At 36.7% G+C, this 19656-nt stretch carries 18 protein-coding genes; 2 read left to right on the forward strand and 16 right to left on the reverse strand.

The window, feature by feature from the left end; translation table 11 throughout:
- Nucleotides 1–32: 32 nt before the first annotated feature.
- From cas3 to IQ237_RS13325, 7 genes are all read right to left on the reverse strand, one after another.
- Entirely contained in the window at nucleotides 33–2312 is a 2280-nt protein-coding gene (cas3, locus tag IQ237_RS13295) for a type I-D CRISPR-associated helicase Cas3' (RefSeq protein ID WP_194055853.1), read from the reverse strand.
- Nucleotides 2305–3063 carry a type I-D CRISPR-associated protein Cas5/Csc1 gene (gene cas5d / locus IQ237_RS13300; protein ID WP_194055855.1) on the reverse strand — a complete coding sequence of 253 codons (759 nt, stop codon included), beginning with the start codon at nucleotides 3061–3063 and terminating at the stop codon, nucleotides 2305–2307. The genes cas3 and cas5d overlap by 8 nt, the downstream gene beginning before the upstream one ends.
- A 3-nt stretch (nucleotides 3064–3066) precedes the next feature.
- On the reverse strand, nucleotides 3067–4113 hold the full coding sequence (cas7d, locus tag IQ237_RS13305; RefSeq protein WP_194055857.1) for a type I-D CRISPR-associated protein Cas7/Csc2: 1047 nt from the start codon (nucleotides 4111–4113) through the stop codon (nucleotides 3067–3069).
- A gap of 36 nt (nucleotides 4114–4149) precedes the next feature.
- Entirely contained in the window at nucleotides 4150–6864 is a 2715-nt protein-coding gene (locus IQ237_RS13310; RefSeq protein ID WP_194055859.1) for a CRISPR-associated protein Csc3, read from the reverse strand.
- Nucleotides 6857–7300, reverse strand: coding sequence for a DUF86 domain-containing protein (locus IQ237_RS13315; protein WP_194055861.1), 444 nt, complete (start codon nucleotides 7298–7300; stop codon nucleotides 6857–6859). The genes IQ237_RS13310 and IQ237_RS13315 overlap by 8 nt, the downstream gene beginning before the upstream one ends.
- Nucleotides 7297–7770 (reverse strand): nucleotidyltransferase domain-containing protein, encoded by a 474-nt coding sequence (locus tag IQ237_RS13320; RefSeq protein WP_228020206.1) that lies wholly within the window; start codon nucleotides 7768–7770, stop codon nucleotides 7297–7299. Before IQ237_RS13320 ends, IQ237_RS13315 begins: the two co-directional genes overlap by 4 nt.
- 180 nt (nucleotides 7771–7950) lie before the next feature.
- Complete coding sequence (locus tag IQ237_RS13325) at nucleotides 7951–8154, reverse strand: hypothetical protein (RefSeq protein WP_228020219.1); 204 nt, start codon at nucleotides 8152–8154, stop codon at nucleotides 7951–7953.
- A 103-nt stretch (nucleotides 8155–8257) separates the two neighbouring features.
- Between IQ237_RS13325 and IQ237_RS13330 the strand changes: the two genes are divergently transcribed.
- On the forward strand, nucleotides 8258–9109 hold the full coding sequence (locus IQ237_RS13330) for a YafY family protein (RefSeq protein WP_194055865.1): 852 nt from the start codon (nucleotides 8258–8260) through the stop codon (nucleotides 9107–9109).
- 217 nt (nucleotides 9110–9326) lie between these two features.
- On the opposite strand, the gene IQ237_RS13335 is transcribed toward IQ237_RS13330, so the two are convergent.
- From IQ237_RS13335 to lipB, 6 genes are all read right to left on the reverse strand, one after another.
- Complete coding sequence (locus tag IQ237_RS13335; RefSeq protein ID WP_194055867.1) at nucleotides 9327–10493, reverse strand: pyridoxal phosphate-dependent aminotransferase; 1167 nt, start codon at nucleotides 10491–10493, stop codon at nucleotides 9327–9329.
- Nucleotides 10494–10647: 154 nt separating this feature from the next.
- Nucleotides 10648–10869, reverse strand: a complete 222-nt coding sequence (locus tag IQ237_RS26915) for a CAP domain-containing protein (RefSeq protein ID WP_309225759.1) — start codon at nucleotides 10867–10869, stop codon at nucleotides 10648–10650.
- A 266-nt stretch (nucleotides 10870–11135) separates the two neighbouring features.
- Nucleotides 11136–12512, reverse strand: a complete 1377-nt coding sequence (locus IQ237_RS13345) for a DUF2330 domain-containing protein (RefSeq protein ID WP_194055869.1) — start codon at nucleotides 12510–12512, stop codon at nucleotides 11136–11138.
- A gap of 98 nt (nucleotides 12513–12610) precedes the next feature.
- A complete protein-coding gene (locus tag IQ237_RS13350) occupies nucleotides 12611–13432 on the reverse strand; it encodes an RnfABCDGE type electron transport complex subunit D (protein WP_194055871.1) in 822 nt (273 codons plus the stop codon).
- Between the two features lie 357 nt (nucleotides 13433–13789).
- Nucleotides 13790–15292 (reverse strand): ABC transporter permease subunit, encoded by a 1503-nt coding sequence (locus IQ237_RS13355; RefSeq protein ID WP_194055873.1) that lies wholly within the window; start codon nucleotides 15290–15292, stop codon nucleotides 13790–13792.
- Nucleotides 15293–15648: 356 nt separating this feature from the next.
- On the reverse strand, nucleotides 15649–16323 hold the full coding sequence (lipB, locus tag IQ237_RS13360) for a lipoyl(octanoyl) transferase LipB (protein ID WP_194055875.1): 675 nt from the start codon (nucleotides 16321–16323) through the stop codon (nucleotides 15649–15651).
- A 740-nt stretch (nucleotides 16324–17063) separates the two neighbouring features.
- On the opposite strand from lipB, the gene hpf reads away from it, so the two are divergent.
- Nucleotides 17064–17705, forward strand: coding sequence for a ribosome hibernation-promoting factor, HPF/YfiA family (hpf, locus tag IQ237_RS13365; protein WP_194055877.1), 642 nt, complete (start codon nucleotides 17064–17066; stop codon nucleotides 17703–17705).
- 132 nt (nucleotides 17706–17837) lie between these two features.
- Here hpf and IQ237_RS13370 read toward each other — a convergent pair whose 3' ends face one another.
- From IQ237_RS13370 to IQ237_RS13380, 3 genes are all read right to left on the reverse strand, one after another.
- On the reverse strand, nucleotides 17838–18299 hold the full coding sequence (locus IQ237_RS13370; RefSeq protein WP_194055879.1) for a peroxiredoxin: 462 nt from the start codon (nucleotides 18297–18299) through the stop codon (nucleotides 17838–17840).
- 71 nt (nucleotides 18300–18370) lie between these two features.
- The gene (locus IQ237_RS13375; protein WP_194055887.1) at nucleotides 18371–18856 is read right to left on the reverse strand and encodes a PIN domain-containing protein; all 486 of its coding nucleotides are present in this window, start codon (nucleotides 18854–18856) and stop codon (nucleotides 18371–18373) included.
- Nucleotides 18853–19620: a hypothetical protein gene (locus tag IQ237_RS13380; RefSeq protein ID WP_194055889.1), complete on the reverse strand. Its 768-nt coding sequence runs from the start codon at nucleotides 19618–19620 to the stop codon at nucleotides 18853–18855. The genes IQ237_RS13375 and IQ237_RS13380 overlap by 4 nt, the downstream gene beginning before the upstream one ends.
- Nucleotides 19621–19656: the final 36 nt, after the last annotated feature.

The following is a 19656-nucleotide window of genomic DNA, read 5'->3' on the forward strand; positions in this document are numbered from 1 at the left end:
TCCTTAGTTTTAATCTTGTTACAGTTATGAAATCAAGCAATCAAAACTTCATCATCTGGAAGTTGTAACTGTTTAAATTTCATAGCAATGGTTAAAATACCCGATAAACCTGTGAAAAATTGATATTCTTTTTCACCATCATTACAAACAATAGTTATAGGATAAGAAACAATTCCTTGTTTACGCAATTGAAAAATAACAGCAGCATTAGTTATGGGACAAATAATTACTCCTGGTAAGAGATGTTTTGATAACATTTGTAATGCAGGTGTTGGTCTAATAGCATCTCCAATTTTACGAACAACTTGACAATTACGAAAAGCTGTTAGTTTATTGATTTCTGTACTAGCAAACCCTCGTTTACTATCAGGGTAACGCATTCTAAAACTGATGTTATAAATTTCCTTAGCACGACTTTGGATTTCTATAACTTCACCGTTTTGGAAAAATTCATAATACCGCAATAAGTGAAAAGGATCTAATTGTGTTTCTTCAGATTCGTCTAAAATAAATCCATGTGGATCTCGAATCGGAAGAGTGTCAAATAAGCTATAGCGGAAACTAAATAAAGGTGCATAGCTGGTACTGAATATCTCAGCAAATTCTTTTAAATCAGCCAGTATATCATCTTGCTTTCTAAACTCCTCCTCATATTTTTCTATCGTTGTAAATCCAGCTTGTAAATCATTCCATTCTTCAGGTGATGTTACTTCGATAAATCGTTTAATAAACGCTTGACGGCCTTTAATTCTTATCCAATCTTTTTTAATTTCTTGGATAGTTTTTTCAGCAATAGCTTCTGCACCTCGCAAAATTTTCATTCTGTAGCGGCATTTTTCCCAAGTCCGTTTACTTTCAAAAATTAGTCTTAATGTCTCAAACAAGTTGGGAATTAATTCAGCACCAGGTATTTTATCAAGTAATTCTTCCAATTCTAATAAAGGACGTGCTATTTCTAAAGATGCTTCTGAATGCCAATAAACTTTGAGGAAAGGTTTATCTAAACAAGGAAGTTTATCTAACATCTCTTTTAGTGCTGCACGTCCACCATTAGTATCAAGAGAAGTTATATCTTGTTCCCATGCTTCAGCAGGTAAGTAAGCAATAGCTTCTGAATCAATGTTAGTTTTAGACTTACCTAAAACACGGCCTACTCTACCTATTCTCTGCCAAAATGCAGAGCGATCGCGTGCTGAAAAAATCAACCAGTCTAAATTTTGTCGTGTGGGTTCAGGATATCTTTCAAAGTTAAATCCTACATCTACAGTGCTAGTTGCTAAAATGATTTGACGTTGCATAGCACTATGTCTATCTTTTTTCGGTGCGGGTCCGGTTATACGTCCAATATGTTCACTAAGTCCTTGCTGTTTTAGTAAATCTGAGAGACGATTAATATTATCCAGAGAATCAAGAATTACTGCACCATTTTCATTTGGTTTTTCTTGAAAACGTTTAACAACTTCTGCTGCTAATTCTGTTAACCATTCTTCTTTATTGTCTGGTTTAGGTCGTAATTCTAAATTAACTGCTGTTTGTGAAGGTAAAAGCTCACCATTATTTGCTTCTCCATCAATTTTTGCTATTCTCACACCTGCACTTTGTAAATTTTCTAATGCTAATTCACAAGCTGGTTCAGGTGTTGCTGTCAATAATACTACTTTCCGTCCATATTGGAAAAATTTAAAAATGTGAGAATAAGCAAGGTAAAATAACATCCCTACTAGCTGTTTAGCGTCATAAAGATGAAATTCATCAAAGATAACCGTAGAGAATTTAGTGTAAAACCCACTGGCAATATTACCTTTATCTAACCTGTGGTATGCAAAGAAAGTTGCATAGTAAAAAATATCAGGATTAGTTACTAGCAAAATCGGTGTATTAGCGCCAACATCACTAAAAACAGTTGCCGGATTTCGCAAAACATTATATAGCTTTTCTCCTGGGCGATTGCCAACTTTATCACTAGGCCAATTTTTAATATCCTTAGCTGAAGCTGATTTAACTACATGACGTAACTTGGCATCATTAATAAATTTTTGTGCTGCTTCTGTTTGTTGTTCAATTAAAGCATTAGTTGGAGCAATATAAACAGCACTTTTTGTAGGTTGATGTAATAAAACTGTTAGTCCTGCTTTTGTTTTACCTGTTCCAGTAGGTGCTAAATCAAGGATAATATCAGCATCTTTTGATTTTTCAAATACATCAATTTGATGTTGTAGTGGTTTCTCACCCATGAAAGATAATTCATCTGGAGATGCACAAGCTGAAATACTCCGATTTTCTAACCTGATAACTAATTTTTGATTACTCATTTGCGTTTTCTCTACCACAATAATGTAAACCTGCTGGTACAATCATTTCGCCAATTTGCCAAGCTGCGCCCCGAAAATGAAGATTTTTTAATATGGGTGCAGGAGGTATAGAGATTAAATCAAAAGCAAATACTTCTATTTGTGTTGGTAAATCTGCCACATTTAGATAATGTTGACTTTTATATTCGCCTTCTGGGAGTAAAGTTATAGGTAAATCTTTTAAAACATTTACTTTCACTTTACTAGCAAATTTTCCCAGGCGAATATAATCTGGTAATTGTTGATTTCCAAATACTAATGTTTGAAATTTATTACCCCTTTCAATCATGCGTAATCTTCCTGTTTGGGGAAAATTACTTGCTCTAAATGAACTAGGTTTTTTACCTTGACGTTGTAATGGTAAATCTTCTCTGGCAGTTGCTACACGATTATTAGTCATGGTATACCAATAAGCATCAGAAAGAGCATTAAATCTTTCAAATCTAAATGTAATTCTGCCTATTGGTGAAGCTGGTAAAATGTAGCAAGATGACGCTATTGCTTGGAAATCTTCTTTGTAGGTTGGTCGTCCTGTAGCCTGACCTTGGAGACGATAGGGGGAATTTACCCAACCTAAAGCATAGGTTAAAGCATAATTCCCTAATACGCCTTCTGTGTAGTAGGTATCAGACAACTCCCTAGAGGCAAAAAAGACTGGTTCAAGACAGTTTAATTCAATAAGTTTTGCCTGTGAAAAAGGAATTGTTGACATAATTTAGTTCTCTACTTCAACTTGAGTATTTTTGTTTTTACCTTTACCTTTACCTTTGTTTTTTTCAGGTTGTATCTGACGGAAAGGTTCATAGGATTGACTTAAACGTTTGAGAAAGGTATCACGCTCTGCTTCTGACCAATGGGTTTCTACATCAGTAATTAAATTTGCTAATTCTTCATCAGATAATTGCACAGAAACCCCTCTTCTATTTTGCCAATTTGTAATTACTTGTTTGGTTGCTGTGATGACTCGATTAATATTTAAAGGATGTTCTAAAGGTTCACCTAAAGCATCATAGGTAGCTTGTACAAGTTCCAAAGAGCTAGGTAATTCGGTAATACTGCCAAAAACACCTAATATTTGATTTTCCATTCTTCCTACACGACTGGAAACTGCACCATAACGACTGGTAAAAAGAATATTTCCAACAATGTACCGCAGTTCATCAGCAGTTACATCTTTCAGGGTGACAACATCTAAAAAATGAACTCCTGGTTTGATGTATTCACCATCTGGTATAAGAGATTGTGATGCTTTTGTATCTTCTTCTCGTTTTAACCTCATTGTGCCATTTTCGTAAATGGCGTTAATAGTGCGAGTTCCTAAAATATCGTTAGCAGGTAAAACACTAAAAGCATCTTCAGTCCAAATACGACTTTTCTGTGCGCCACCACCACCAGCAGCAAAGCCATAAAGGAAACAATCTATACACATTTCACATGGTTTATTTGTATTCAATGAACAAACAACCTCTCCCTGATCCTTAACTGTTTTTGTGTATAGAAGATTATGTGATCGTAAAAATTCGCGTCCATATCTACGTTCGGGAGCTATTTGTTTGCGTTTAGTCATTACCAAACGAGGAATAATAGTTTCATCAGTTAATCCAGCTTGTACAAACTCGCTAGACATTGGTTCACCAGAACCTTCTGTACGAAATATTGTTTCAGAATGAGTTGTTCTCAAAACTACTAGAGAAATAAATCGACCTTTCGGAAAGTTTTCATAACCAGCAGCAAGAACTGTGTTAAGTTTTTCAAGTGACATAATTATCTCCTAATGAATTAATTTTGTTTGTATTTATCAATCTTCAGAATCATCTTCAGATTTATTTTTTGGTAGCTGCTGATATGCCTCTTGCCAAAAAAATAAATATGCAGCTTCAAGATTTCTTTGATCAGATAGAAGTTTTTCAGGACGACCTTGGTAAATTTCTTGATAAAGCTTTTTCAAAACTTCGTAATACTCCTTCACTTGTTCATGTTTTGTTGCACCTACTCTATATTCACGGATACGGTCTAGGCGATTATGATATTTTTGAGCTAAAGCTGCAAACATAAACTCTAAATCCATATAAGGTTTATGTGAACGAACTGCTGAAGTAAAAGCAGTAAATGGTTCTGTTAAAGATGTACGTTTGAAAGAACTTCCCTTGAGATTAGCTTCTGCTGCTATTTGAGCAGCTTCTTTCAAATACTTAGTTAAAAGTGAATTATCATTAGGCATAAGGCTCTCCATTAATGTATTTAAAGGCTGACAAATTCGACTCCAAATAACACTCAAATTTGGTTCATCTTGTTCTCGTAAAATCCAACGTAATAAAACAAAGTAAAGTTCAATTGGTCTATCACAAGTACGAGCCAAATCATACAAACAATCATCAGATTTCTGAATGCTGGCAACAGATATTGCTAATTCTCCAAGACAACGTAATCTTTCAAGAATTTCTTCTGCACTGAGAATATTCCTATCTTCCTGAGTTTTTTTATTCTTAAAACGTTTATATTGTCCATTTCCCAGTAAAGGTTGCAGTGCAGCAGGAATACCTTCAACTCTGCCATAGACATCATCAAATAAATCTACCTCCATATTGCTGCTTAAAGTAAAAGGAAAACCAATATCTAAAGATAAAGATATTTCTAATCCTAATCTCAGTGATTTTAGTAAAGCCAAAGAAGCATTAACATCTCCCCAAACTAAAGCACTAATCACAGATGTATGAATAAAATCTGGTCGTTTAGGTAATGCTGCACCAACTACTTTATTAGCTTTAAATTCAAGTTTGTAATCTCGATAAAGTTGTAATTGATCAACAGTAACAGGACCACCCTCAGCATTTGTATGTGCAAGCTGTTCTATAAATTTGCGCCAAATTCTCAAAAGTTCAGGAGCAGAACCTTTTGGTAATGCTAAATGTAAATAAAGAGGTTCTTGTTTGCTAACTTTAGGAAAATTAGCACCCACTGTCATTAGTTGATAAGCTAACGCAGCAATAGAATCTGCTTGTCTTTTTGGTTCAGCACTAATACCACCTGGTAAACGATTAGAAAACGCCTGTACTTTTGTTCCAGGAGGCATATTTGCGGAAATTAATTCATCTATTTCACTGGATGTAGCACCTAAAGAACATCTTTGTCTAGGATTAGCTTCTACATAAGCATCTAATTCATTAATTCCAATTAGCTGAGTAGCAAAAGGTAAATTTACCATTCTGTTAACTGCTAAAATCATTTCTTCAGATACTTCTATTTCTTCAGAAGTTTGTGTACTTTGATTTCTTAATTGGAAAGACTCTTTGAGAGCTTCGTTAATACCTTCAATGCCATTAATAGCGGCTTTTGCTGCAAATAAAGGTCGTCCATACTGACCATTAAATGGTTCAAGTGCCAGACGTTGATGTTCAGAAATTCCAGTATGATGGGCGATTTTATCCCAAACTTCTTTAGGATTTAAACCTGCTTCTCTATAACTCAAATAAGCTGCTTTCAAACCTTCGGATATAGCAAATTCTTCTGCACTACTTACAGGTAATAATCCTAGTTCAGCAGATTTTTTGATTGCATTTTCACCAGCATTATCACCCCATTTACTGACATCTTTAGCAATCTTATCGGATTTATAACCAGCTTTTTTCTTTTCTAAAAGAGCCTGAATATTGACTAAAACTTCATCAATATTTTGTTGAATAGCTTGATGAGTAACTTTGATACCATCTTTAGTAGGTCTGACAAGTTTTTCAATATTATTACCAAAAACTTGATCAATTTTATTTTGCCAAATAGCAGCGATTTCTTTGGTTAAATCTACATTTGGTAAATTTCCACCTGCAAACAGTTCACTATCTGGAAAAATTGCGATGGGATGAAAGCCATACTTTTGTAAAACTTCTTCACAAGCACCCAGTAACAGGGATGTAATATAACCTTTATCTTCTGATAAACGTACTCGAAAGAGATTACATTTTCTGCCAAAAGCAACGGTTAATTCTGTTTCTATTTTGCGAAATCTTAGCGCATCTGGAATACCTAAATCAAACAAATCAGCAGCAATTAACATTGCCGACCAACGTTCAATATTTGGGTCTTCTGGTAAAAATCTAGCACCATCACTGGCACTGTGACCTGAATGGCGTTCAATTAGTCTTCTAACTAATTCTAAATCATCCTCAGTGGATACAAAGCTCAGAACACAAGCCTTTTTTAATTCTTCTTTTAAAAAGTCTTTATCTCTAGCTAAGGTTTTGACTTTTCGTTCTTGAGGATCTAATTTATTGAGGTCATGAACAGCAGTTGCAGCTAATAATAAAGGTCGTTTATCTTCTGCTACTTGTGCTATACGGCTGACTGTTAAAATGAACTGACAAGCGGAGTCTAAATGTTCTGCTAGAGTTGTACCTTTTCTCACACCATATTGATGATGATGTGCATGATTTTCATAAAGCTGGGGGCGAATTTCGCTGAAATAAATTTCCTCTAAGGATTTAGGAGGACGATTTAAAAGCCGACCGCGTTTACTCATTTTCTTCTTCCAATGTAATTAAATAAGAGTTGATTTGTCTAACATAAAGCGGATATTGCTGTAAGGCAAAACTAATTGCCTTGAAAACTTGATTTGGATCAATATCATCATATTCATGAACCAAACGATTTCTTAAACCTGATGATGGTGCAATTTGTTTTGCTAGTTCAGGAGTCAAAATTTGATATTTACCCAATTCAATGAAAGCCTCAAAATTAGTGTATGTTTTTCCAGGATTGAGTTTTGATAAGATATGATCATTGATGTCTATTGCAGCTTGAGTCATTAATTGCAATAATCTTTCTACGATTAGTTGTTGACGAAAATCAGCTAAAAATTCATCAAGACTCAGAGAACGAAATTCTTCTAAGGTATTGTAATATTTGGTAATTAACCTTAGTCTTGATAAAACTATTTCAGAATCTATATTACTCATGCTCCCCACTTATTTAACTCTTGTTCAATAATTCGGTGTTGTTCTTGGCGAAATTGTCTTAACTCTGATTTAGGTTTTAATGAATTTACTCGAAAATTGTTAAATTCTCCAGGTATTTTTTCATATAACACAATTCCATCCCGTGCCACAAAATGAGCAATTAACCAAGAACATTGATTTAGTTCTACAATATCTATAATGTCAGGATTTATGTGCAAAACTTCACCAATCACTATTGGCAATTCAAATAAACGACCAATATTATTTGCTATGTAATTATGACGTTTTTCTTCATCACATAAAACCGCAAAATCCCAGTCACTATTAGCTTTAGTTTTACCAGTTGCTCTAGAACCAAATAAAACTAACATTTTTAGGTAAGGTATTTTCTCAGGAATTTGTGAGGATAATTCTTGAAGTTCCATAATTGTGGGAGTATTGTTTTGCATTTGATCATCTCCATCTGCCATTGTTACACTTTTATAAAATGACTAAATTATGAATCTAACCAATTTCTGCCACCAATGGTGTCAGTTTTTCATTGGAAATTCGAGAAAGTAAATTATCGATCATAGTTTTTGACCTCAATAACTCCTATTTTCCAGAAATGGGAGTAGGAAAAACTACCCCCCAATCCTCATCAATGGTTTTTAAGTGTTACCTGTAGTAAGCGAAGCGATCGCTCTTGACTCTTTTACTAATCTATACTCATACTTTTGACCATGAGTAGGTCTTTTTTCAAACTGATAACCACGCTTTTTCAAAACGTGCATAGTTGCAGAAAAGCGATGACTCACTTTCTCTACTAACTCATCTGTAGAATGCCAGCAAGCATCTGACATTACTTCAAGCATACGATCAGCTAAGTTTTCTTTCATAAAAGTTTTTCTTGCCCTGGTATACAGATACAATAACTGTAAATCAGCAATATGTCAATAATGTAGTTACACTTTTTAGATGAATAGGAAAAAAGAAACAATTACACTGTCAATTCCGGCTGGGACAAAGGAAAAGCTGGAAGAAATCGCCCGCAAATTGCGGATCTTCTGGGGAAAATCTCCCAGTATCTCTGGTTTACTGGTGGCGATCGCCCAAAAAGAGTTTGAAGTTGCTGAACCTTTCACCCTCAACTCCACACAAGTAACCGCACTCCAGCAAGCTATAGGAATACTCAAGGATTCCGGTTTTATTGAACAAGCGCAAACTGTCTCTAGTTTGTTACTAGAACGCGGACAACTTGAACTACCGATGCGTCAATTACTACTTCAACAAGTCAGTCAACCGACGGAAGCATGGCGCATACTTGCCGATCAATTTCGCCAAAATCAACAACCATTTCACTTACTCTATACCAATTCTCAAGGACAGGATGTGTCATTTACAGTGCGTTATGCAGAAATAGCTTTTGAAGAGAAGCGTTTTTACTTAAATATTTGGTGTGATGAAACTCAAGATATTGTCAAACCTGACTTTCCAGAACTAATACACAACCGTTGTTTACGTCTGGATAGAATCAAAGGTGTTGTCCCAGTAAACGGACAATGGCGGCATGAAGGGCTAGATACCCTAAAAGTACACTTACACTTTTATGGTGGAATGGTAAAAGCTTATGAAGCAAAACCCAATGATATCAGTAACGAAGTTGTAGGAGATGTGTGTCAAGTGGTGAGAAAAGTGTCAAACCCTTTTTGGTTGGTGCGGGAAGTGTTGCGTTATGGAGAAAACTGTGAAATAGTTTCACCGGAAAACGTGCGATCGCTCATCAAAGCCAAACTCATTGCCCAATGTCAAAAATATGACATTTTATAGGTGACAGGGAACAGGTGACAGGTGACAGTGAATAGGTGACAGTTGACAGGTGACAGGTGACAGAATGACAGAAGGAGTTGAGTAGGGGTTTAGCAATGCTAAAACCTGACAAGAGTTTGGGAGTTACAGGAGCAATAATTTATTTTTCCTCTACTATACCCTTCTCATTGTCACCTATTCCCTATTCCCTCTTAACTGTCACCTGTCACCTGTCACCTCATATCTTTGATCTCACAAACTTCTCTAACCGATCCATCCCCTTTTCTATAGTTGCCATATCCGTAGCATAGGAAAGGCGAATGTTATCATCAGCACCGAAAGCCACACCGGGAATAACAGCAACTTGCAATTCTTCCAACAAAGCGTTGCAAAATTCCAAAGACTTCAAACCGGTTTTGCTGATATCAGGGAATAGGTAAAAAGCACCGTCGGGTTTAGGACAACTTAACCCCGGAATAGCGTTAAGTCTGTCATACATCACTTGACGACGTTTAGCGAAAGCTTGACGCATTTCCTCTACACAGTCTTGGGAACTTTCTAAAGCAGCGATCGCCCCATATTGAGCAAAGGTACACACATTAGATGTACTATGTCCTTGAATGGTACTTGCTGCTTTAATAATTTCCAAGGGTCCAGCTAAATAACCCAAGCGCCACCCAGTCATTGAGTAACCCTTAGCAAAACCATTACTGATCAAAGTCCGGGCAAAAATATCCGCACCCAAAGAACCAATGCTAATATGCTCAGTACCATCATAGAGAATCTTTTCGTATATCTCGTCAGAAACAACTAAAATATCAGCATCAACAATTACCTTAGCTAAAGCCTTAATTTCCTCTGGTGTGTACACCATCCCTGTGGGGTTAGAAGGGGAGTTAAGGACAAATAACTTAGTTTTTGGGGTAATTGCCTTTTTCAGTTGTTCTGGGGTGATTTTGTAGCCTGTGGAAGCATCTGTATTGACTATTACCGACTTACCACCAGCTAATGTCACCATTTCGGGATAACTTAACCAATAGGGTGCAGGGATAATTACCTCATCACCTGGATCAATTAATGCCACAATCAAATTGTAAAGAGAATGCTTACCGCCATTGGTAACTAAAACATTCTCTGCTTTATAATCAAGACCATTATCGCTTTTTAGCTTGTTGGCGATCGCTTCCCTTAACTTAGGTTCACCAGCAGCAGGTCCATACTTTGTCTTTCCTTCCTCCAAAGCTTTAGCTGCGGCTGCTTTGATATGTGCTGGTGTGTCAAAATCCGGTTCTCCCGCGCTAAAACTACAAACATCAATACCCTCAGCTTTCATGGCCTTAGCTTTAGCTGCGATCGCTAAGGTGATCGAGGGTGTCACCTGACTTACTCTTGCTGCCAGTTTCATTCTACTTCTTTAAGCCAATCTCTATCATTTATCAGGATATCTCACATTATTGGTCATTAGTTATTAGTTATTAGTTATTAGTCATTAGTCATTAGTCATTAGTATTTATTCTTACTGTTAGAACTCCTGACTCCTGACTCCTGACTCCTAAAAATTAATTACTAAACATTTGCACTGCATAAATACTACCATCTTTTCCCCTGGCTATGCCATAACCAAACTTTTTATATTCTGGTAAAAGAATATTCTTTCTATGTCCATTACTATACATCCAACCACGTTGGAATTTTTCCACTTCTCCATAAGTTAACCCTAAACCTGTTCCTGAACTTTGATATATATTTTCACCTACACCTAAATTACTATTACCACCCACTGCAACATAATTGATAATTGATAATTGATAATTGATAATTGATAATTGACAATTGTTTCATTCAAGGTTTAAAACCTCCCCTTTCAAGGGGAAAAAATCAAAAAAAATCCACTTTTTCAATCCTCTTCCTTTCAGGGAGAGGTCATTGTCAATTGTTCATTGTCAATTGTCCATTATTGAACCCCCTTTTTTAGATAAGGGTTAGGGGGATAACCCAGTTCTTCAACTCACAAACTAAAACTTTGAAAAAAGTCTGAGAGAATAGTTTATAATCCTAAAAACATCAGGAAATTTTCCCACCAAGAAGTTGAGATATTTCCCACAGTCAGTTTCATTTTTTGACGAATGTTTTGAATATTCCAATTCGTTAACTGTGCTAAAGTTTGTGCTTCTTGTTCAAACCGTCGGGATAACGAACGTTTATATTCTCTCCCCGCAGAACATTGTAAATTACCTGTAAACGGATGTTGTAACACATAACGTCCTTGAAAAGATTCCCGGTTAGAAGTTGTTTGAAACATCAAATCTTCAGGGAACTTATTGCGAGTATAGCGGACGTGCAAACGAGTGATGTAAACATTATTATTAGAAAACGGAAAACCAAAACCTGGTGCGATTCTATTATTGTTATTACCATTATTATCTAACCAAAACACACCAGCTTGTTTAAGTTCTTCAGTATTCAGAGGTTGAGCAGAACAAGGATCACAATTACCCATATCCCAAGCATATTCTAAAAATGCTACTTTTTTATCTTCTTTGGTATAAAAAGTTTGGAACATAGATTTATAAAAATCCCCAAATTCGTTTTTCACAAACACAGGAATATTCATATTAGAAGGAATTTTTACTGTGCGGTAGTTCGTAACTTCTGCTTGTCCTTGAGGTGAGAGAATATAAACAATCAAATCTTGTTCAATATTAGCATTAATCATACCCAAACGAATGGGTAACATAAACTTGGGTGATTCATAAGCAATTTGTAAAGGTCTAAGAAATTGATAACCAGATTCCTCAAATTTATCTAAATTGACTTTAGCAACAAAGAACTTCATAGAGGAACGAATGTAAGGTTTTAATAATTGATTTGCACCTCTGGGAATTTTATAACCATTGCGATTTAACCAAGTTTCCAAACCATTAGATTCTTTAGCACTGAGGATCAAAATATCATATTCACCCACATTAAACCGCGCCTCAACAGTCACACCCAAACTGTTATCTGCCATTGCTTTTTCTTCAGAACTTCCACCTCTGGCAGCAGCAGTTGGTGCTAACATTGACTGTGGTCTTATTTGTGGAGAACAAGGATCTTCATCAAAATATTCTACCAATCTAGGGGCGCTAAAAGCATCTAATCTTTCAACAATATTAGGTTGAGCAACCCGCACTTGTTCCTCTTTGATAACTGTGGGTACAGGTACGACAACTGCAAAATCTTTCACATCTCCTTGAAAATCGTTAGCCATTGTTAATACTGTTTTATTACCATCTCGCGCCATGACTACTTGAGAAGCTTGGTTATACAATTTAGTATCAGCCTTAGCAACATAAAAACCACAAAAAGCTAAAGCTGTAGGGGCAAAAGATAAAACAGCGAAAAGTGCTATGATTAAGGGAATGAATAAACGAATTTTTTTCATTGTTTTGGTAATTGGTGATAGGTGATTGGTGATTGGTGATTGGGTTATTAACTTATCCTACCTCCCCTACTCCTCTAGCTCCCCATTTTCCTAAACTGCTAATTTTCTTGCTGCCAAAAAAATCTCGGACTAAACCAAATAATATCTAGGAAAACAGTTAACGGCGCAAGGACAAATAAAGCCCAAAAAACTGCGGTAGAAAGAAAGAAATAATTCCGCAAAATAAACGTAAAAATGGCAATACAAACTGCCCAAATTATACGACCGATGGGAGCGTTAGGAATAGATCGGGGATCTGTCACCATAAATAATGCAAACAGTATTAAAGAACCACTCATTAACCGATGTAAATAAACATCCCAAGTCCAACCTAGCCAAATATTACGCACAGCTTCCAGTAGGGAATATGCACTTAAAAAAGCTGCTGTGGTGTCCCAACGACCAACTTTTTGTAAAATCATTCCTCCTGTACCAAAAAATAATAGTCCATACCACCATTCATCCCCCCATTGTCCAGGAGAAACCCAAGCATCAGAAGTGAGGGATAAGGCGGAAATAATACCAAAGTTGGCAGGGTTGAAGAAATGTTTATCACCTATTTTAAAGATAAATTTGCTACTTATTGCTGTTGTTGCGGCTAAAACCATAGTTGTCCAATGGTCAGCCCGTAGTAGTAAACTAAGTCCTAAAGCAGTAATTAAAGAACTACGGAAATTAAATGTTAACTTATTGTCATTTGCCGTGGTAGTTACTAATGACCAATGACTAATGAATAATGACAATATCCATTGTGTGACTAGACAAGTGGCGATCGCAATTAAAATCAACTCCGGCCGCAATGTCCAATCTCTTGTGCCAATTCCTAAAATCAGGAATACACTGAGAAAGAGAATTTGATAGTCTCGAATATCTGGGAACATTATCCTGTGTACGGGTTTACCCCTAACTTTTTATTAATTTAGACTAGAGTTAGGGAAAATCATCTTCTTGTTTCAAAAATCGTAACAACTGACAACTAAGTAGGTAGGCGTTAAAAATTGTCGTTATGACAAGGCAAGAGGCACTCATGCAAGAGAGAAGAGGTTTTTAGATTAATTTACTTTTCTTTAGATACTTTGGTTTTTTCCCGTCGTTCTACTTACAGCATATTTCATCTTAGTGAGGTACAAACGGAAATCATAAAACCCTTGTGGAACAGGCATCCTGCCTGTTAGCCTTGTACCTCATAACTTAGGAAACGGCTGTATTACCCTGACTCCTGAATAATTCATCAATTATTAAATCTTTACATTTGGCTTTTTTCCCGGATTCATCCACGCTTCTAACCGACTAAAAGCTTGAGAAGAAACCAAGGTTAAACATAAATAAATCACCGCTACCGCTGCGTAAATTTCAAAGGCGCGATAATTTTCTGCAACTATTAACTGTCCTTTTCTAAACAGTTCTTCAAAACCAATTACCGCTACTAAACTGGTATCTTTTAATAAACTAATAAATTCATTACCTAAAGGGGGAATCATGCGCCGAAAGGCTTGGGGAAAAATTACATGACGCATAGTTTGTACAGAATTTAAACCCAGTGATCTGGCTGCTTCTGTTTGTCCAATTTCTATTGATTGAATCCCAGCCCTAACAATTTCTGCAATGTAAGCAGCACTATTTAAACTTAAAGCCATGACTCCCGCAACAAGACGATTTAATGATAAAGTAAAACCCAATTCTTGCAAAAGTGCAGGTATACCAAAGTAAATCATAAAAATCTGCACTAATAAAGGTGTACCTCGGAAAAAATCTATATAAGTCCTGGCTAACCATTGCACAGGTTTAATTGCCGAAAGGCGAATAATTCCTATGAGTGAACCACCAATTAAACCAAAGAAAACTGATATAATTGCTAGTTGCAATGTCACCAAAACACCAGTTAATAAATTCGGTAATGATTGCAATATTAAGCCTAAAGAATTTACATTAGGGGCTTTTTGATTTGCAAATAGTGTTTTTTCTGGTAATACTGGCGGTGTTGACTTAAACCATTTTTGGTAAATTTGTTGATAATTTCCGGTTTTTAATACTTTTGTTAAACCTTGATTGATTAAAGATAAATAAGGGGAATTTTTAGCAGTAGCAATTCCGTAAAATTCCTCGGTGAGTAATTGTTGTATGACTTTGATTCCTTGGAGATTACCTGTATTAATGGCGTATAATGTAACAGGTGCATCGTTAATAACTGCGTCTACATTTCCATTTAGTAATTCTTGTAATGCTAACGGTGCAGAATCAAAACTGCTCACTTGCGCCCCAGGTACAGTTTTAGCTGTTTCTGCTCCTGTTGTACCAATTTGAACGGCAATTTTTTTATTTTGTAGACTTTCAAAACTATTAATTTCTTGGTTATCTGTGCGAATAGCTATCGCTAACCCAGCTTTAAAATAAGGACGAGAAAAATCTACAGTTTTTGACCTTTCTTGAGTTATGGTAATTGAACTAATAGCCACATCTACGGTTTTAGCTTGCAGTGCGGGAATGATGCCATCAAAAGGTAAACTTTGAAAATCTATCTGGAAATTAGCCGCAGTTGCGATCGCTTTCATTAAATCAATAGAAAAACCCTGTAACTCTCCCCCATTCTGTTGAAACTCAAACGGTGGAAATGCTGGTTCAGTCGCTACTCGCAGAGTTTTTCCCACACTAGGATTCACACTACAACTAGCTAATAGGCAGCAACTTAAACTTATCACTAAACACCAACGCAACCAACACCCAAGTAAAAATTTTACCATTTCTGCTTTAATTTAAAAGTAACCTAGATCATAATCTTCTCAGAATCTTCTCAGAAAATTTATGGAATTTCTCCATAGCTTTACTGAGATCACACATACTCTACACAATCCAATACTTTTTGGTTAAGCCCAAAACAACGAAATAACGTAGGTTGGGTTGAGGAACGAAACCCAACATTTACAAGGGTTTGTTGGGTTTCCACACGGTAAACCCAACCTAAAAAAATCTACAAAAATCCTTAACCGAACAGCATTGCTACACAATCAGTGTTTTCTTATACAAGAATTAATCCATGTATGGTTATAATGCTATTTATCTAGCTATTGGTATAGCATTAATACTGACTGCTAGTGTATTATTGATAATGGCAATCTATTAATTCCACGCCAAAAACCTCGGAAAATGACTGAGCTATACAAGAACGGACTTCTAAACATTTGATACCGGGAATCCATTCTGCTAAACTGCCAACAGGCTTATCAGTAATACCACAGGGTACAATGCGATTAAATCCTGTCATATCAGGACAAACATTTAAAGAAAAACCGTGCATAGTCACCCAACGACTAACTTTAATGCCTATGGCTGCCACTTTCCTTCCTTCTAACCACACACCTGTAAAACCAGGAATGCGTTCTCCCTGTAAACCATAATTTGCTAAAACACGAATTAATACTTCCTCAAGTTGGCGCAAATACCAATGCAAGTCTTGACGATAACGTTGCAGATTTAAGATTGGATACCCTACCAGTTGCCCAGGACAATGATAAGTAACTTCGCCACCTCTTTCAACTCGATGCACATTATATTCACTGTTGTCAAGGTCAAATTTGAGAAATTCCGGGTTTGCACCTTGTCCTAAAGTGTAAACTGGCGGATGTTCCAGCAAGATGAGTACATCTTCGAGATCGGGGTTGTTGATGCGTTCTTTAAGTAGCGATCGCTGCCATTCAAGAGCATCTACATAAGGCATTAATTCTTTGTTATACAAAAAACAGCGGTGCTTGTGATGTGTATGAGTATGGATCATAGAAAAAATCAATGAGAGGAGGCAGAAGGCAGAATGTAGCGGAAGTAGGGGAAGTAGGGGAAGTAGCGGAGATAACCCCCAGTCACCAATCACCAATCACCAATCACCAGTCCCCTATTCTCTGAATATATGTTGCAAAAAAGTAAGAATTGGGTCAACAAATGTCAAGCAATGCAAAGGATCTTAAAGGAAAGTCAACGAAATAAACTTTATCCACAAAAAAGTGCTACTTTGAATATATAACCTCAATGGTGATAGGAGGAGTTACCTGCAATAAGCATCACGCCAAAACAAAAGAAATGCAATGGCTGATGGTATCTTCAGAAGTTGTTGACATCGATCAGAATCAAAACTTCTATTGAGGCTGGCACAATCAAGATATAGAAATAGCAAGCCAACAGAAGAATTACAAAAGGAGCTACTTCTAGAATTGTAAATAAAAGTTGCTTAAACTGAGAAAGCAGGTACAGAACAGCTAATAATAATTGAGCGAGAGTTTTTCTTTGCAGATCCAATCGCCTGGCAAGCAATTGGATACCAGTCTTTAAGAAAGTAAATCGAAGCTAGAGGTACTTATAGTTAAGATGCGACAACCTGAGAACCGAATACAAAAGCCTTACATTAAAAGCAGTTCAGAATTTGTATTGGCGGCAGTGATAGACCTTACCGCAATCTCTGTACATACAAAACCCATTCACATCAAATAAATATTTAGCTAAATATTTAGCGGGAGAGTTTACATGAAGCTTGTCATCCACGGCAAAAATATTGAAATTACCGATGCAATTCGAGAATATGTGCATCAAAAAATTGAAAAAGCAGTTAGTCACTTTCAAAACATTACGAATGAAGTAGATGTCCATTTAAGTGTAGCTCGCAATCCGCGAATTAATACTAGACAAGCGGCTGAAGTCACTATTTATGCTAATGGTAACGTCATCCGTGCGGAGGAAAGCAGCGAGAACTTATATGCAAGTATTGACTTAGTTGCTGATAAAATATCCCGTCAACTGCGAAAATACAAAGAAAGAAGACAAGAACACAAAACCCAGCCTATACCAACTAATGAAGCCGTAGTTGCCGAACCAGTAGCAGATTTAATCGGCGATCGCACTCCTGAACTACCAGGAGAAGTAGTCAGGACTAAGTATTTTTCCATGCCTCCGATGACAGTTGCAGAAGCGCAAGAACAACTGCAACTTGTAGGACATGACTTTTATATGTTCCGTAACGCCGAAACAGGAGAAATCAACGTTATTTATGAACGTAACCACGGCGGTTATGGCGTGATTCAACCCCGCAACCCTAACACTAACGGACAAACTAACGGTAAGAACGGCAAAACCGCCAACGTTGCTGTACCAGAAAAGTCTAAAGTTTGATTTCTGGTGACAGGTGACAGGTGACAGGTGACAGGTGACAGGTGACAGGTGACAGGTGACAGGTGACAGGTGACAGGTGACAGGTGACGGTAAAGAGTTTAATCTTCCCTGTTCCCTGTTCCCTGTTCCCTTTTACCTTGCAGCCAACTGTTGTAACATTTTCAAGGTTTCCTCAACGTGACCTTTAAAGTTAAACATGGAATCAAACACAGATTTAACAATGCCGTTTTGGTCTATTACGTAAGTTACCCGGCCGGGGATAAAACCAAAAGCAGTAGTTGCACCATATTGTTTTCTAACATTGTCGCCTTTATCACTCAAAAGAGTAAAAGGTAAATTGTACTTAGCTGCAAACTTCTGATGAGATTCGCTAGAGTCACCACTTACGCCAATGACTTCAGCACCAGCAGCTTTAAATACTTCATATTGATCTCGGAAAGCGCAAGATTCCGCAGTACATCCAGGGGTGTCGTCTTTGGGATAAAAGTAAAGGACGACAGCCTTTTTGCCGCGAAAATCCTTTAAACTGACGGTAGAACCGTCTTGAGAGGGTAGACTAAAATCAGGTGCAGTATCTCCAACTTTGATAGACATGGTGGCTATTAATAATGGCTTAACAAATCTACATTAACTAATTATTTGTCATTTGGTATTCTCAGCATTAGTTATATTTCATCAAAAAGTTCTAGTTCTAGTTGATTTGGCCAATAAGGTCTTTTTATAGGTAAAAGAGGATCGCCTATCAAGCCAGAAAGTTTGAGCAATCCATCATCAAAAGTGTCTAAAACATCCACTTTAGCCTGTATAGCAGTGGCTACATGAGTAGCATCTTTGGGTTTTAAACTTTCATATTGCCACATTAAATCTCTGGCTAATTCTCCAATTTTTCTATCTACATCATACACATAAATCCATTCATGCCTGAAAAAAGAACGTATTTTTTCCTCAACATCCTTAGAAAGTTTAGGTTTACCTTTCTCCAACCTAATAACTTCTATAAATGTTAATGCAGAGGTAACAATGATAATTTCGCCAGCTTCAGCAGCTTTGATGACTGAAAGGCATTCATTGATTTTATCACTTTCATTTTTAAGCACAGCTAAAAAAGTACATGAATCCCAGTAATGACGAGGCTTGGATGACTTTTTCAATCTTCGCCTCCTAAAATACCAATAATATCTTTAATGCGGGGAAGCTCTATCTCACTTGGAAAAACTTCCATTTCTTCAACTTCTACACTAACTTTTTGTCCATCTTCCCTAGAACGGATCAGACCATACACAGATACTCTTTTGCCAAGAGCATCCTTTACAGAGTCAATATTTTCTGGCATGAAATGGCATTTTACACCTTTGCCAGTAAGTAGATCATAAATTCTGAATAAAGGCTTTCGGCTTAAATCTATAGCTTTAAGAACACCTTCTACAGAACCAAAACTTTTATAATGAGCGCCTATAAGTTCATCCACATTGGCAACTAAATGTTGTGTGAGATTAACTTTTTTTGAATTAGCTCCTACCTGAATAGTTAATATATCTTCGCCAATTAAACCAGCTAAACACCTAGCACTTTCTAATGCTCGATCTGAAAAGAAAGGTGGCCGTTTAGGATATTCCTCAAGAGTAGCAATTCCTGTTTCTACTGTAGTAACAACTTCAGCTATTGCTGCCATCGCTACACGATCAGTAGTTACACCCTCTATTGTTAGGTGAACACTACCACTGGTGACAGATGAAACAACCCAATTTACAGATGGACGTTTTTTTTCACTCAGACGCTGATCCACTTCATGTAATATATTTGCTAATTCTTCTTGGGCTTTGCGGAATTTGTCAAACGGAAGCAACGAGCCATCAATGTCAACTGTTAGGCTCGTATGGAGTTTTCCAGATTGAACTAGCTGCGGTGGTTCCATTTTTGAGGCAAAGTGATTCAATTTCTAGTTTAAACT

Source organism: Sphaerospermopsis sp. LEGE 08334, from assembly GCF_015207205.1.
Lineage (GTDB): Bacteria > Cyanobacteriota > Cyanobacteriia > Cyanobacteriales > Nostocaceae > Sphaerospermopsis.

Excerpts from the sequence above, each read along its gene's own strand:
- IQ237_RS13320 (WP_228020206.1), bottom strand. The coding sequence starts at position 7,770 with ATGGCAGATGGAGATGATCAAATGCAAAACAATACTCCCACAATTATG.
- IQ237_RS13330 (WP_194055865.1), top strand. The coding sequence starts at position 8,258 with ATGAATAGGAAAAAAGAAACAATTACACTGTCAATTCCGGCTGGGACA.
- IQ237_RS13370 (WP_194055879.1), bottom strand. The coding sequence starts at position 18,299 with ATGTCTATCAAAGTTGGAGATACTGCACCTGATTTTAGTCTACCCTCT.
- IQ237_RS13315 (WP_194055861.1), bottom strand. The coding sequence starts at position 7,300 with ATGAGTAATATAGATTCTGAAATAGTTTTATCAAGACTAAGGTTAATT.
- IQ237_RS13335 (WP_194055867.1), bottom strand. The coding sequence starts at position 10,493 with ATGAAACTGGCAGCAAGAGTAAGTCAGGTGACACCCTCGATCACCTTA.
- IQ237_RS13355 (WP_194055873.1), bottom strand. The coding sequence starts at position 15,292 with ATGGTAAAATTTTTACTTGGGTGTTGGTTGCGTTGGTGTTTAGTGATA.
- IQ237_RS13350 (WP_194055871.1), bottom strand. The coding sequence starts at position 13,432 with ATGTTCCCAGATATTCGAGACTATCAAATTCTCTTTCTCAGTGTATTC.
- hpf (WP_194055877.1), top strand. The coding sequence starts at position 17,064 with ATGAAGCTTGTCATCCACGGCAAAAATATTGAAATTACCGATGCAATT.
- cas7d (WP_194055857.1), bottom strand. The coding sequence starts at position 4,113 with ATGTCACTTGAAAAACTTAACACAGTTCTTGCTGCTGGTTATGAAAAC.
- cas3 (WP_194055853.1), bottom strand. The coding sequence starts at position 2,312 with ATGAGTAATCAAAAATTAGTTATCAGGTTAGAAAATCGGAGTATTTCA.
- IQ237_RS13310 (WP_194055859.1), bottom strand. The coding sequence starts at position 6,864 with ATGAGTAAACGCGGTCGGCTTTTAAATCGTCCTCCTAAATCCTTAGAG.
- IQ237_RS13380 (WP_194055889.1), bottom strand. The coding sequence starts at position 19,620 with ATGGAACCACCGCAGCTAGTTCAATCTGGAAAACTCCATACGAGCCTA.
- lipB (WP_194055875.1), bottom strand. The coding sequence starts at position 16,323 with ATGATCCATACTCATACACATCACAAGCACCGCTGTTTTTTGTATAAC.
- IQ237_RS13325 (WP_228020219.1), bottom strand. The coding sequence starts at position 8,154 with ATGCTTGAAGTAATGTCAGATGCTTGCTGGCATTCTACAGATGAGTTA.
- cas5d (WP_194055855.1), bottom strand. The coding sequence starts at position 3,063 with ATGTCAACAATTCCTTTTTCACAGGCAAAACTTATTGAATTAAACTGT.
- IQ237_RS13345 (WP_194055869.1), bottom strand. The coding sequence starts at position 12,512 with ATGAAAAAAATTCGTTTATTCATTCCCTTAATCATAGCACTTTTCGCT.